The sequence below is a fragment of the Neisseria sicca genome, assembly GCF_014054945.1.
In the GTDB taxonomy this organism is placed as follows: Bacteria; Pseudomonadota; Gammaproteobacteria; order Burkholderiales; family Neisseriaceae; genus Neisseria; species Neisseria sicca.
Genome location: NZ_CP059566.1, coordinates 1745285 through 1758463, shown reverse-complemented (window position 1 = coordinate 1758463; position 13179 = coordinate 1745285). Strand labels below are relative to the sequence as shown.

Annotated in this window: 10 protein-coding genes; 6 read left to right on the top strand and 4 right to left on the bottom strand. The window is 51.6% G+C overall.

Annotation, left to right across the window (positions count from 1 at the left end):
* The first annotated feature begins 49 nt into the window (after positions 1 to 49).
* Entirely contained in the window at positions 50 to 400 is a 351-nt protein-coding gene (locus H3L95_RS08430) for a helix-turn-helix domain-containing protein (RefSeq protein ID WP_003756620.1), read from the top strand.
* The gene (locus H3L95_RS08425; RefSeq protein ID WP_040668031.1) at positions 304 to 1200 is read left to right on the top strand and encodes an IS3 family transposase; all 897 of its coding nucleotides are present in this window, start codon (positions 304 to 306) and stop codon (positions 1198 to 1200) included. The genes H3L95_RS08430 and H3L95_RS08425 overlap by 97 nt, the downstream gene beginning before the upstream one ends.
* Positions 1201 to 1270: 70 nt before the next feature.
* Here H3L95_RS08425 and H3L95_RS08420 read toward each other — a convergent pair whose 3' ends face one another.
* Together H3L95_RS08420 and H3L95_RS08415 are read right to left on the bottom strand one after the other, a co-directional pair.
* Complete coding sequence (locus H3L95_RS08420) at positions 1271 to 3484, bottom strand: TonB-dependent siderophore receptor (RefSeq protein WP_003756617.1); 2214 nt, start codon at positions 3482 to 3484, stop codon at positions 1271 to 1273.
* A gap of 724 nt (positions 3485 to 4208) precedes the next feature.
* Complete coding sequence (locus tag H3L95_RS08415) at positions 4209 to 6335, bottom strand: AsmA family protein (protein WP_003756616.1); 2127 nt, start codon at positions 6333 to 6335, stop codon at positions 4209 to 4211.
* Between the two features lie 394 nt (positions 6336 to 6729).
* Here H3L95_RS08415 and H3L95_RS08410 point away from each other — a divergent pair, with 394 nt between their 5' ends.
* On the top strand, positions 6730 to 7611 hold the full coding sequence (locus H3L95_RS08410; RefSeq protein WP_040668028.1) for a chorismate mutase: 882 nt from the start codon (positions 6730 to 6732) through the stop codon (positions 7609 to 7611).
* A 592-nt stretch (positions 7612 to 8203) separates the two neighbouring features.
* Here the strand turns inward: H3L95_RS08410 and H3L95_RS08405 are convergent.
* Together H3L95_RS08405 and H3L95_RS08400 are read right to left on the bottom strand one after the other, a co-directional pair.
* On the bottom strand, positions 8204 to 8512 hold the full coding sequence (locus H3L95_RS08405; protein ID WP_003756612.1) for a DUF705 domain-containing protein: 309 nt from the start codon (positions 8510 to 8512) through the stop codon (positions 8204 to 8206).
* Between the two features lie 114 nt (positions 8513 to 8626).
* Complete coding sequence (locus H3L95_RS08400; RefSeq protein WP_036492236.1) at positions 8627 to 9421, bottom strand: inositol monophosphatase family protein; 795 nt, start codon at positions 9419 to 9421, stop codon at positions 8627 to 8629.
* Positions 9422 to 9497: 76 nt separating this feature from the next.
* On the opposite strand from H3L95_RS08400, the gene H3L95_RS08395 reads away from it, so the two are divergent.
* The 3 genes from H3L95_RS08395 (at position 9498) to H3L95_RS08385 (ending at position 13176) form a co-directional block, all read left to right on the top strand.
* Complete coding sequence (locus H3L95_RS08395; protein ID WP_003756611.1) at positions 9498 to 10223, top strand: 16S rRNA (uracil(1498)-N(3))-methyltransferase; 726 nt, start codon at positions 9498 to 9500, stop codon at positions 10221 to 10223.
* A 199-nt stretch (positions 10224 to 10422) separates the two neighbouring features.
* Positions 10423 to 11385 carry a beta-ketoacyl-ACP synthase III gene (locus H3L95_RS08390; protein WP_003756609.1) on the top strand — a complete coding sequence of 321 codons (963 nt, stop codon included), beginning with the start codon at positions 10423 to 10425 and terminating at the stop codon, positions 11383 to 11385.
* A 501-nt stretch (positions 11386 to 11886) separates the two neighbouring features.
* Complete coding sequence (locus tag H3L95_RS08385; protein ID WP_003756605.1) at positions 11887 to 13176, top strand: DUF1294 domain-containing protein; 1290 nt, start codon at positions 11887 to 11889, stop codon at positions 13174 to 13176.
* Positions 13177 to 13179: the final 3 nt, after the last annotated feature.

Here is a 13179-nt window from a genome sequence, read left to right as displayed (position 1 = left end):
CACCCCAAAAGTTGGACATCCCCTCCAACTCACAAGGTGCAGTTTTTTTATGAGCAAATATACATTACACTTCAAATACCAAGCCGTACTCCACTACCTGCATATACGCAGCCAACAGCGTACCGCAGATCACTACGGCATTTCCCGAACCCACCTGAGACGATGGATACGCGCCTATCAAGAAGGCGGCATCGGCGCACTCGAACATCCCCAATCCAAAACCATGCCCCAACATCGAAAAAACCCCTTCATCGCAGATAAACCCGACCAAGAAAAAACGCAGGCAGAGCTTATTGAAGAGTTGTGCTATATGCGCGCAGAGGTCGCCTACCTAAAGGAGTTAAAAGCCCTCAGCCAAAAGCAGACCGCAAAGGACAAAGCCAAACCGTCCAAACACTGAGGGCGCAACACCCGCTCAAATACCTGCTGCACATCGCAAACCTGCCTAAAAGCAGCTTTTACTACCACCACCAAAACCGACCCGACCCCGACGAAGCCGACAAAGCCCTCCTTGTCGAAACCTACCGGCGGCATAAAGGACGCTACGGACAAAGGCGCATTGCCGCAGCATTGGGTTGGAACCGCAAAAAAGCGGCGCGGTTGATGAAGCAGTTGGAACTGAAAGCCCTCATACGGGCGAAAAAAGCCTACCGCCATCCCGCTATGGGCGAAATATCGGAAAACCTCCTCAAACGCCTATTCAAAGCTGAAAAGCCCAACGAAAAATGGCTGACCGACGTTACCGAACTCAAAGGGAAGGACGGCAAACTGTACCTCTCACCGATATTGGACCTGTTCAACCGGGAAATCGTCGCCTACGCCATGAGCCGCAGAGCCGACAGCGAAATGGTGAAGGAAATGCTTGAAAAAGCCACACCCCGTCTGACTGATAAAGGAACGATGCTTCATTCGGACCAAGGTGTGCTGTACCGTACGGCGGGGTATAGGGAATTGCTTGCGGAGCATTCCATGGTTCAAAGCATGTCGCGAAAGGCGAACTGTTGGGACAATGCGCCGATGGAGAGCTTCTTTGCGGTGTTGAAGACGGAGTGTTTCTATAACGCAGGTGAATTGACGGTAGATGAATTGATGAAGCAGATAGATGACTATATGGATTACTACAACCGGGAGCGTTGCAGTTTGAAATTGAAAAAGCTGAGTCCTGTCGCATACAGAACCCAGCTTGCACAGAGCGCCTGAATAGGCTTTTATGAGTGTCCAAGATTTTGGGGACAGTTCAACTTTCAGACGGCCTTATTTCATACGGCGGCTACATCTTCCACTTCAGGCTGAACACGGCATTGCGCGGTTCGCCGTAGAAGCTGCCGCTGTTGGCGGCACGGCTGTATTGGTTTTCGTAGTAGCGTTTGTCGGTCAGGTTGTTGACCGCCAGCCCCAGTTGCAGGTTTTTGCTCGGGCGGTATTGGACGTTGGTATTCCAAACCGTGTAGCCGCCTTGCTTGATGGAGCCGTAGGAGTTGGCGGTTTTGCTGCTGCTCTTTAAGCCCAGCCCGACCGTCCATTTACCGTCATCCACCGGCAGGATGTAGCTGGTGTAGAGGCGGAACATATGCTTCGGCGTATGGCTGCTGAAGTTGTAGCCTTTTAGGCGCGATTCAACATTGTTACCGACGCTGTTGCGGTTGGTGCTGCGGTTGAAGGTGTAGCCTGCGTAAACCTGCCAACGGTCGGTCAGGCTGCCGGAGATTTCGGCGTCCAAACCGCGGCTGCTTTGATCCAGCGGTTCCCAATAAGGATGTGGCTTGGCATTGACGCGTTGGTTGTTGTTGTCTTTGTCGGCTCGGTAGAGGGCGACGGAAGTATTCAGACGGCCTTCGTTCCATTCGCCTTTCCAGCCGATTTCGTAGTTGCGCCCCATAATCGGCGGCAACAGGTTGTCGTTGTAGTCGCGGTTCATCGTTTGTTTGAAGATGGATGTATAGGCGGCGTAAACGCTTTGTTTAGGTGTAATGTCGTAAGTGATGCCGGCATAGGGGATGAAGCGGTTGCGTTTGAGCGCGTAATACGTGCCTTCCGAGCTGTCTTTGAGGTTTCTGTCCCAATAGAGGTTGCGGTGCCAGTTGGTATAGCGTCCGCCGACAATGACGTGCAGTTTGTCGGTAGGATTGATGCGCGCGCCCAAACCGAAGGCGTGAGTGCGGTAGTTGCCGTTGCCGCCGCGTGACTTGGCGGTATCGGCATTCCAATCGGGTTTGGCTTTTTCGCTGCCGTTGAACGCATCTGCGTTATATGTACTGCTGTCGTCGAACCAGCGGTTGCCCGTGTTCATCTTCTCTCTGGAATAGCTGTGCATGAAGAAGAGGTCGTGGCTTTGGCCGAAGGAGAAAATACGGCCGGTCAGGTTGTTTTGGAAAGTAAACTGGCGGCTGTCCGTGTCGTAGCGGTCGAAGCTGTAAGTTTTGCCCAAACCGTCTGCGCCTATGCCGTTGTCTGTACCGCCCAGCGTGTAATATTCTTTTGAGTTGTCGCTTTTGCGCCAGTCCAGCTTGCTGCTCAGTTTCCAGTTGTCGTTGAAATAATGTTCAAACTCGGCAAAGAGGTTGTGTTTTTTCAGACGGGCTTCGTTCCAATCTGCACCGAGATAGCGGCTGCGTTTCCATTCTTTGCCGTCTGCGCGCATAGGCAGGCCGTCGGGGTCGGGCGTTTTGGTTTGGTTGAGATAGCTCGCGCCCCAAGTGAGCTTGCTGTTGTCGCCGATGTCTTTGTCCATCACGCCGTAAAGCAGGATGTCGCGGCCGCCGGATTGGTCTTGGAAGGTTTTGTTGCTGCCAACCGAGCCGACAAAGCGTCCGCGCAGGCCGTGTTCCGGACTTAAAGCGCCTGACGCGTCAAACGTGCCGCCCACTTTGCCCCATGTGTTGACCGTCAAATCGGCGGAAAGCTGGCGTTTGGAGGTTGGTTTCTTACGGACGGCGTTAATCGTGCCGCCCGGTTCGTTGTTTGCCTGCGTCAGCCCGGCCGCGCCGCGTACCACTTCGATGCGGTCGTACATCGCTATATCGGTTACGCTGGTCGGGTCGCCGGACGGACCGCCCAAGCCGAATCCGCCGGGCGAGCCGATTTGAGTGGCAATGCCGTCTTCTTCAAGTTGCTCGATAAAATAGCCGCGCGACATGAAATGCGTGCGCCCGCCGCTTTTGAAGACGTTGACGCCCGTGGCGTTTTGCAAAGCGCCTTCGAGGCTGGTCACGCCTTGGTCTTCAAGTTGTTTTTTGGTGATGACGCTGACGGATTGGGGAATTTCTCTCGGAGAAAGCACCAACCCCGTAGTCGAGCGCATCGCGGATACGGTATAGCTGTTTTGATTTTCGGTTCGCAGGCTGCGGTTTTTGCCGACCACATTGACCTGCTTTAATTCCACCTGCTGCACTTCTTCAGCGCCGTGAACGGCTTGCGGCAGCGCGGCAAGGCAGAACGCCAAGGTGCTGAGTTTGAAAAGTTTCTCTTTGTTTGTATTGTTCATTTGGTTGATTCCAGATAAAGCTGTTGTCGTAAAATGTTTATTTTTATTTGATATTTATAACCATAAAAACTATAAATATTCAAAGTATTATGTTTTTCAGACGACCTGCGTCAGATAAAACGGACGGATTTTATCAAATCTCGGCGGATAAAAAAATGTTGCCGCCGGGCGGAATACCCAATGGCAACTGCTTATCCAAGGTTGCAAAGATAGATATAAGGAACTAGCTGAAAATTAGTTATAAAGAACTATAAGCTATCTGTAAAAAATGGCAACCGTTTTTTCAGACGACCTCACGTTTTTTCACATACTCTTGCCATAAGTCAAAATTCTGGCCGGCAATAAAATACCCCTTCTTCTGTTTGGCGGAAGAGGGGGTATCTGCGTATCAGTCAGTTTTATAGTGGATTAACTTTAAACCAGTACGGCGTTGCCTCGCCTTAGCTCAAAGAGAACGATTCTCTAAGGTGCTGAAGCACCAAGTGAATCGGTTCCGTACTATCTGTACTGTCTGCGGCTTCGTCGCCTTGTCCTGATTTAAATTTAATCCACTATAGCTTCATTTTCTTGCGAACCGTGAAAAGGCGGATTGCCGTGTGGCTAGGCAGGTCGTCTGAAAACCGGTCAACGCCTATATGGCATCATTATCTTTTGTGTATCCTATATTCAGTGGGGTTCATAAAGCTAAAGGTCGTCTGAAACCAGTTTTCAGACGACCTTTGGGTTATTTGCGGTTGGGGTTGATCCATTGCCATTGTTCGCGCAGGGTGTTTTCGAGGGCTTTTTGTTTTTCCTGCGGGCTGTTGAGGCCGTCGGTCAGGCGGTTGTAGTCGATGGTGATGGACGGGTTTTGTACCGTGCCTCTGATTTTGAGCGGAATGGGTTTGTTTTGCGGGTTCAGGGCATTGCGGATGAGCAGGTCTTCCGATAGCTCTTGGGTGCTGAGGTCGGTATAGCCGCTGCTGACAACGTGCAGGCTGTCGGAAAAGAGTTCGGTGTTGACATGGCGGCTGATGCCTTTGTCGATTTCGCTGTTGAGGACGAAATGGTGGAAAGGGGTTTTGGGCGGCGGGGTTTGTTGGGTGTTGTCTTTACTGATGATGCCGTTTTTGAGGATGTTGTCCATGTCGATACCGTGCCATGCGCCTTCGGAGATGTTGAGGGTCAGCATCCCGTTGAGGTTTTTGAGCATTTGATCGCGGTTGTTGCCTTTGGTGGTCAGGTCGATGACGGCGTTGCCGTTGCCGCTGAAGCTGTGGAAACCGAACAGGTCTTGCAGCAAGGGTTGGATTTGTACGCTTTCTGCGTTTTGTTGGAGGTGGTAGGAGAGGGGTGTGGTGTTGGCTATGCTGATGCCGCCCTCGGTACGGCCTCCGTAGAGTCCGGCTTTGAAGTTGCTCAGGGTGATATGTTCGTTATTGGCGGTCAGCCGGGTTTCGACGTTGTCCAATTGGAAACCGGGCGTTTGGATATTGTTGACCTTGATGCTGGCTTCGATATCGGGGGTGTTGGCGTGGTTGAGAAATTTCGGGTAGGGGTCGTCTGAACCGGCTTGAAAGTCTTCCAAGTAGGGGGTGAGGTTGAGTTTTTGCAGGGCGACGCCTGCTTCGAGTCTGGGTTTTTGCTCGGCTTGGGTTTGATATTTTAAGCTCAAGGCAACGGGTTGGCGGTCGAATGTGCCTTTGAAGCTGCCTTGCCAGTTGCCGGAATCGGTCAGGCTGAAATTTCCGTCGAGCATGCTGATAAAGCGCGGTTGGGGCAGTCGGTTGACGGTGTCCTGCAGGGTGGTAATGCGCAGGCTGTCGGATTGCAATCCGGTTTTTTTCTGCCACAACATGGGGCCGCTGACGGTAAAGCTGGTTTGGCGCAGTTGGTTTTTGTATCTGCCGTTGAGATCGAAGCTGTCCAGGGTGATGACGCTCGGACGCAGATTGGTTTTGTCGAGTTTGAAGGAGCCGTCCCATTGGCTGTCGGGCGAGCCTGCGGTAAAGGCTCCGCTGACGGTATTGAGGCTGAGGTGGTTGTCTTTGAAGATGAGTAGGGGTGCTTGGGCGGTCAAGTGGAGGTTTTGTTGAACGCTGTCTGCGCGCAGGTTGATGTTGCTGACTTGCAGGGTGTGGTTTTGCGTTTGCCAGTCTAAGGCGCTGGTGATATTGATTTTTACCGTGTTTTGGTCGCGGCGGCTCTGCGCTTCAAAGCGGAGCTCGGGAATGCTCCAGTTTGCTGCGTTGGTTTGAAGCAGGCCGTTGCCGTTCCATTCGAGGGGGAACTGCGGATTGCGGATGTTGCCGCCGATTTTGAAACGGCGGCCGTCGGAATCTTCCGAACGGAGGTTGAGGCTGAAGTCTTCGATGGTGTACGGTGTGTTGTCGAGTTTCAGACGCAGGGTGCTGCTTTCTACGACGAGGCGGTTGAGCGTGGCTGTGTTGCGTGGCTGCTGCCAAAGGTCTTGCAGGCTCCATTTGCCGTTTTCGGTGCGTTCGATTGAGACATCTGCGCCTTTAAGCACCCATTTTTCGATAATGGGTGTGTCGTTCCACAGACTGCTCCAGCCGATTCCGATGTTGGTTTCTTTAATGTGGATGGCGGCTTGCGTGCTGTTGGGGTAGGAGATGACGACGTTTTTAAGGGTAAGGGTGGGGCGGGGGAACCAACTGCGCCGGATTTCCGGGCTGAAGCGGATGGTGCGTTGGGTTGATTGCAGGGCGGATTGGGTAAGGGTTTCGATGCGTTTGGGTGTGAAGAAGTTGTAAACCGATGCGTATAGTCCGGCTGCGGTGGCGATGACCGCTATGAGGCTGAAGATGAGGAATTTCAGCCAGAATTTTCCGGAGTTTGGCAGAAGGTTCATGGGCTTTTATAAAAATTAAAGTATAAGAGTATAGCACATGCCTTTGGGATGGTTGGTGCGGTAGGACAGAGGGTTGTAAATGGGTATGAATGGTGGTTGCGAGTTTCAGACGACCTGATGGTTTGCTATGCCTTATATAGTGGATTAAATTTAAATCAGGACAAGGCGAGAAGCCGAAGACAGTACAGATAGTACGGAACCGATTCACTTGGTGCTTCAGCACCTTAGAGAATCGTTCTCTTTGAGCTAAGGTGAGGCAACGCCGTACTGGTTTAAATTTAATCCACTATAAATATGAATGTGGGCGGTTTGCACTTGTCCCTTTGTGTTGAGGTATCGTTTGGATAAAACGTGGCTATATAATGCAGGTTCTATTAGTATGAGGAGGGGGTCGATGATTATCGTAATGCGCAAATGGTCGAGTGAGGAATCTGTTCGACGGGTGGTGGATACGATTCGCAGCCGTGGCTTGCGGGAACATATTTCGCGTGGCGAAGAAAGGACGATTATCGGCGCGCTGGGCGACGAGCGGGTCTTCCATTCCAATGAATTGGCGCGGCTGCCCGATGTGGAACGCGTGTTCCGGGTTTTGAACGATTGGAAAATCATCAGTCGGGAGGGGCAGTCTGAAGACAGCAAGATTTCGATACGGGGTGTGTTGTTTGGCGGCGAGAAGGTTTTGGATATTGCGGCGGATATCAATCGGATTGAGGATGCGGATGCGGGATTTGTCGATCCGTTTTATCTGTCGGCACGGCCTTATGCGGAAATGGACAATGGGAGCGAAAAGGCGAGAATCCAACTGATGCAGCAGGATATTCGGCGGCTTCATGAACAGGGAAAACCGATTTTGGTGCGTATCCGCGATGTGCGTCAGATTGATGAGGCTTTGAAGGCGCAGGCAGACGTTTTGTATCTGGGCGGAGAGCTGATGGGGAATCGGGTCTTGTTGGATGAAGTGGGTCGTCTGAATACGCCGGTAGTGTTATGTAAAGATAAGCATCATCGGGTTGATGATTGGCTGGCGGCTGCCGAGCACATCGCTTTACGCGGCAATCACCATATTATCTTGGGTGAGGCAGGGACTTTGAGTTTCGAGCCGGAACATGCTTATCGTTTGGATGTGGATGCGATTGTCAGGGTGCGGCAAACCTGTCATCTGCCGGTGATTGCGAACATCACGCGGTTGTGGCACAACGATATGCCGCAACATATCTTATATCGGTTGGCGCAGGCTGCCGGTGTTAATGGGATTGTCGGTTCCGGGGTGGATTGATATTTCAGTTTTTAACTGAATTTTGGCATAAAGTGCTGTTGCGTGGATTGGGCGTATATCTGCCTTATTTTGTTATCGAGTTTTCAAGGCGGTTTTTGAAGCCGGATAATGGGATGGTAGATATACCCTGTCTTGCAACGGGATTTTTATGGCGTTTGGGATATGGATATTGCTTAATCAGGCGTCAGGAATGGGTTATCAAAACCGTAGATAAAAAAAACCATTCATACCAAGGGAGAAGTATGAATGGCCAATACATTGCGGGAAAACGTCTTACTTGCTGCACCGCCCAAAAGGGATAAAAGAGCGGTGTGTGTCAGCGATTTGAATTCTAGCAGCATTAGTATTAAATGCTGTTAAGAAGTGAAATCTTTTGAATAAATTGCGCGAAAACTCCGATAGGCGTTAATTTATTGAGATAAGCGGTATTAAATTTGTTGTATTTTAAATTTCATATGTCATATTTTTACAACAACCATTTCAGAAGGTCGTCTGAAAAGCTATTTTTCAGACGACCTTTTTGTATATGAGGCATACCAAGATGCGTAGCAATGGCATTTTAATCCCATCGGGCAAAATGCCACTATTGCCGCTATCCGTCGATTTGCCCGCTGTTGGTAGGAAGGAAGTGGGTGCAGAACCGCCATTCGTGTACCGCTTGATCATCGATATAGGCGTTAGGTTTGGGTAAAAATGCTTGGAAACATTCCGATATGCCCAATTCTTCTGCGCTGCGACGGGCGTAGTCGGCTCCTCCGCTGCTCCAGAGGTAAAGCATATGTCCGTTTTCATGCAGGCTGCGGACTTGGCGGATGACTTCGGGCATGGGAATGCGCGTACTGCCTACGCTTCTGACAAGGGTGTCGTCCACATCAATGAAAATAACGGAAGGTCTGTTCATCAGGTTGATTGCTTCAAAATGGGTGGGTTGATGTCAAAAAGGTCGTCTGAAAAACCTTTTCATATTTTCTATCGTTGTTTTGTTCAATCTAGTGCTGCCTTTGTTAAAACGGGTTTATTGATTCTCCCGTATCCATTTTTCCCAACGCTCGAACAGGGCGGGTTGCAGGGCGGCGATGACGGAACGTTTGAAAACGTGTTCGCCGCTCCAAAAGTCGTCGCCTTCCAAAGTGGACAGGTTGCCGCCTGCTTCTTCGAAAATCAGCGCGCCGGCGGCGTAGTCCCACAGTTTTTGCCCGCCGTGGACGTAAACGTCGTAGCGTCCGCTGGCGAGGTAGCACCAGTCGAGCGTGCTGCTGCCCATGCTGCGGATGGTGCCGAAGGGGGCGAGCGTGCTCATGCGGCTGGTGAGTTTGCCGGAGCGCAGGTATTTGATTTCGACGCCTGCGATGGCTTCGCTGAGTTTTTTATCGACGGTGCGCAGGGGCAGTGGTGTGCCGTTGAGGTATGCGCCTTTGCCGCGTTCGGCGTAGAAGCATTCGCCGCTGACGGGGTTGTAGATGATGCCGAGCTCGGCGCGGCCGTTTTTGACGAAGGCGACGGAAACGGCGAAATGGGGCAGTCCGTTGACGAAGTTGTTGGTGCCGTCTATGGGATCGACGACCCAGAGTCCGTCGGTATGCGCGTGCAGTTTCCAGAGGGTGGTTTGTTCCTGCACGCTCATTTCTTCGCCGAGCATAGGGCTGTCGATCAACAAGGGCAGGGCAGCGGCGAAGGCGGTTTGGGCGGCGAGGTCGGCTTCGCTGAGCATGGAGCCGTCTTCTTTGCGGTGCGACGGGGTATTCAGGAAGCGCGGCATGACTTCGGTTTGCGCGATGTGCCGGACGACTTTTTGCAATCGGTGTAACACTTTTTGTCCTTGTTTTTGCGGTTGGGGTGCGAAATCGTATAATCGCGTTATTATATCCGTTTTCACTTGAAGAACCATGTCCAGATTTTATCTGCCTGATGATTTATATGCGGGGCAAGTCGTTGAACTGCCTGATAATGTTGTGCGTCATTTGAATGTTTTGCGCGTGCGCTGCGGGGAGGAGGTCGTTTTGTTTAACGGCAATGGCAAGGCGTATCCCGCGCGTTTGGATGTTTTGGAGAAACGCCGTGCCTGCGCGGAAGTGTTGCGCGAGGAGGAGGCGGACAATGAGTCGCCACTGAAAATCACGCTGGTGCAGTCGGTATCGAGTGGCGAACGTATGGATTTTACTTTGCAGAAAAGCGTGGAGCTGGGCGTGGTGGCTATTCAGCCGGTAATCAGCGAACGCTGCGTCGTGCGCCTGAGCGGCGAGCGGGCGGACAAACGGGTGGCGCGTTGGCAGGAAATTGTGGTGTCTGCCTGCGAACAAAGCGGCAGGAATATTGTGCCGGAGGTACGCCCGCTGCTGCCTTACCGCGAGGCTTTGAAACAGATGTCGTCTGAAACAACCAAGCTGTTGATGAGTTTGAACCGCGCCCAAAGTTTGCGTACCGTCAAGCCGTTTTCAGACGACCTGATTTTTATGGTCGGGCCGGAAGGCGGCTGGACGGACGAGGAGGAGAGAATGGCGTTTGAGGCGGGATTTCAGTCGGTAACGCTGGGCAAACGGGTGTTGCGGACGGAAACCGCTTCGCTTGCAGCGATTGCGGCGATGCAGACGCTTTGGGGGGATTTTGTGTAACCGAGGTCGTCTGAAAACGGGATGGGAAGCGTAAATCCCTAGATGGTTTGAAAAGTAAATTTTATTGAAATCATATGTTTATATTTGTTTTTCAAACCATTGCGCGCTTTACCTGTTTTACGCCTTCGCGGCGTTGGGCAATTCATCCGTTTTCGCTTACAATAGCCGATTATCCGAATCAACGCTCAAAGGCCTTCACATGCAATACGCCAAAATTTTAGGTACCGGCAGCTATCTTCCCGCCAACCGCGTCAGCAACGATGATTTGGCGAAAAAAGTCGATACGTCCGATGAGTGGATTACGACCCGTACCGGCATCAAGTTCCGCCATATTGCAGACGAAGCCGAAAAAACCAGCGACCTTGCCGCCGAAGCATCGCGCCGTGCGCTGGTTGCTGCCGGTGTCGCTGCCGATGAAATCGATTTGATTATCGTGGCGACCGCCACCCCCGATATGCAGTTCCCGTCCACTGCGACCATCGTTCAACAAAAGCTCGGTATAGAAAACGGCTGTCCCGCATTTGACGTACAAGCGGTCTGCGCGGGCTTTATGTACGCCTTGTCCACCGCCAATGCCTACATCAAAAGCGGCATGGCGAAAAAGGCTTTGGTCATCGGCGCGGAAACGTTCAGCCGCATCGTGGATTGGAACGACCGCACGACCTGCGTTTTGTTCGGCGACGGCGCAGGCGCAGTAGTGTTGGGCGCGTCCGACGAAGCGGGCATCATCCACAGCAAACTCAAAGCCGACGGCAACTACCTCGACCTGCTCAACGTACCCGGTCAAATCGCCAACGGGCAAGTTTGCGGCTCGCCCTACGTCAAAATGGACGGGCCGGGCGTGTTTAAATTCGCGGTCAAAATGCTCGCAAAAATCGCCGACGAAGTCATCAGCGAAGCAGGTTATACCCCCGATGAAATCGACTGGCTCGTGCCGCACCAAGCCAATAAACGCATCATCGACTCCACCGCCAAACACTTGGGTCTGGACATGGAAAAAGTCATCCTGACCGTACAGGAACACGGCAACACATCCGCCGCTTCCATCCCGCTCGCGCTGGACGTCGGCATTCAAAACGGTCAAATCAAGCGCGGACAAAACCTGCTGCTCGAAGGCATAGGCGGCGGCTTCGCTTGGGGCGCGGTGCTGGTGAAATACTGATTTTTGTCTATTTAAAATTTAAAAGGTCGTCTGAAATTGCGTTGGTGCGGTTTCAGACGACCTTTTTGATAGGAACGCCGGGATTCGTATTTTGAGGGTAGGGTTAGTTGTTTATAGTGGATCAACTTTAAATCAGGACAAGGCGACGAAGCTGCAGACAGTACAGATAGTACGGAACCGATTCACTTGGTGCTTCAGTACCTTAGAGAATCGTTCTCTTTGAGCTAAGGCGAGGCAATGCCGTACTAGTTTAAAGTTAATCCACTATAAAGTGTAGAAGATTCAGGGCGGTAGTTGAAAAGTATGCTAGGCAGAGGGGGAAGGGCGCTGTCTCTGCCGAGCATTGAAAAAAGGTCGTCTGAAAATGTGTCGTTGCTTCAAACCGACACCGTTTCAGACGACCTTTTATTTATTATGGTTAAAATCCACATGAATTATGATAAATTGGTATAATTTCAAAACTGATTATCCAATACATTTTTTCCTTAATATAAAAATAAAATGAACCATAATAAACATTACGGGACAATCGCCCATTGGTTCGGGGAAATGAGCCGCGGCTCCATTATTTGCGACGAGTCTTCGCAACGCATCTTTGCCAACCGCCAATCCCTCCACCCCGATTATCAAGAACCTGAAACCGGACACCGTGTCAGCTTTCAAATAGAAACGGAAAACAACCGCGCCGTCGCAAGGGATGTCGAGCGCGTCAATCCGGGTTATAAAAACAATGACAGCGCGGTCATTACGCTGACCGACTGGGATTGGTCGAAGAATGGTGGTTATGGAATGGACGTTTCAAATGAAGGGCAGCCGGTGTTTGTGCTGGGACAGTTTCTTGCCGACCAAACCCGTACGCCTAGGGCGGGCGACCGCCTTGAAGGCACGCTCCGCCGCCATCCCAATGGACAATGGCTGCTGGTCAATGCCGTTATCCGCAGTACGCCTGAGTCCGAACCCGAGCCTGAATCGATGCACGCTGCGCACGCCCAAAAAGCGCAAGGTCAAACCGTACACTTTTTCCGTCCGGAGCACGGTCCTAAAGTTGAAGTCAAAATTGAGCAGCCGTTGGTTGCCGAAACCCGCTATCCCGCTCCGAAATCCGCCCAAAGGAATCTGCTGCCGCCCAATCAGGTCATGAGCGGTACGATTACCACATGGGACGATGCCAAAGGCTACGGCTTTATCCGTTTCGGTGACGAATCCCAAAATATTTTCTTCCATATCAGCGCGTACCATTACAATACCTGCCGTCCGCAAACAGGGCAGCGCGTCAGTTTCTACTGCAACCGCCCGATAGAAGGCAACCGCCAACAAGCTGTCAAGGTTGTCCGGTTGGGCGACGAAGCATTCCTGTTTGACGAATTGCCACCCGACTACAACAGGCTCAATATCGATATGCAGGCACTCCTGATCAATAGCGTCATCGCCGTCGTTTTCCTGACCGTTGTCGCCGTACTTTCCAATAAACTGTTTTTCATTTACGTCCTTATCAGTATCGCCGCCTTCATCCTCTATCAACAGGACAAGCAGACGGCGATGGAGTCCGCGCGCAAAATCAGACGTAAAAACGAATACCAAAACCGTATCCCAGAAAACAAACTGCACGCATTCAGCCTGCTGGGCGGTTGGCCCGGCGCATTGGTTGCGCGCGCCGCGTTCCGCCACAAAACCAAGAAAGTTCCTTTTGTTCAGATTTTCTGGCTGACAGTGGCAATAAATGTTGCCATTACCTATGCCCTGCTGATACATTACGCCGATAATCCTCTGACGAATTTTCTGAAAAACTAAACT

Excerpts from the sequence above, each read along its gene's own strand:
- H3L95_RS08430 (WP_003756620.1), top strand. The coding sequence starts at position 50 with ATGAGCAAATATACATTACACTTCAAATACCAAGCCGTACTCCACTAC.
- H3L95_RS08420 (WP_003756617.1), bottom strand. The coding sequence starts at position 3,484 with ATGAACAATACAAACAAAGAGAAACTTTTCAAACTCAGCACCTTGGCG.
- H3L95_RS08415 (WP_003756616.1), bottom strand. The coding sequence starts at position 6,335 with ATGAACCTTCTGCCAAACTCCGGAAAATTCTGGCTGAAATTCCTCATC.
- H3L95_RS08410 (WP_040668028.1), top strand. The coding sequence starts at position 6,730 with ATGATTATCGTAATGCGCAAATGGTCGAGTGAGGAATCTGTTCGACGG.
- H3L95_RS08405 (WP_003756612.1), bottom strand. The coding sequence starts at position 8,512 with ATGAACAGACCTTCCGTTATTTTCATTGATGTGGACGACACCCTTGTC.
- H3L95_RS08395 (WP_003756611.1), top strand. The coding sequence starts at position 9,498 with ATGTCCAGATTTTATCTGCCTGATGATTTATATGCGGGGCAAGTCGTT.
- H3L95_RS08390 (WP_003756609.1), top strand. The coding sequence starts at position 10,423 with ATGCAATACGCCAAAATTTTAGGTACCGGCAGCTATCTTCCCGCCAAC.
- H3L95_RS08385 (WP_003756605.1), top strand. The coding sequence starts at position 11,887 with ATGAACCATAATAAACATTACGGGACAATCGCCCATTGGTTCGGGGAA.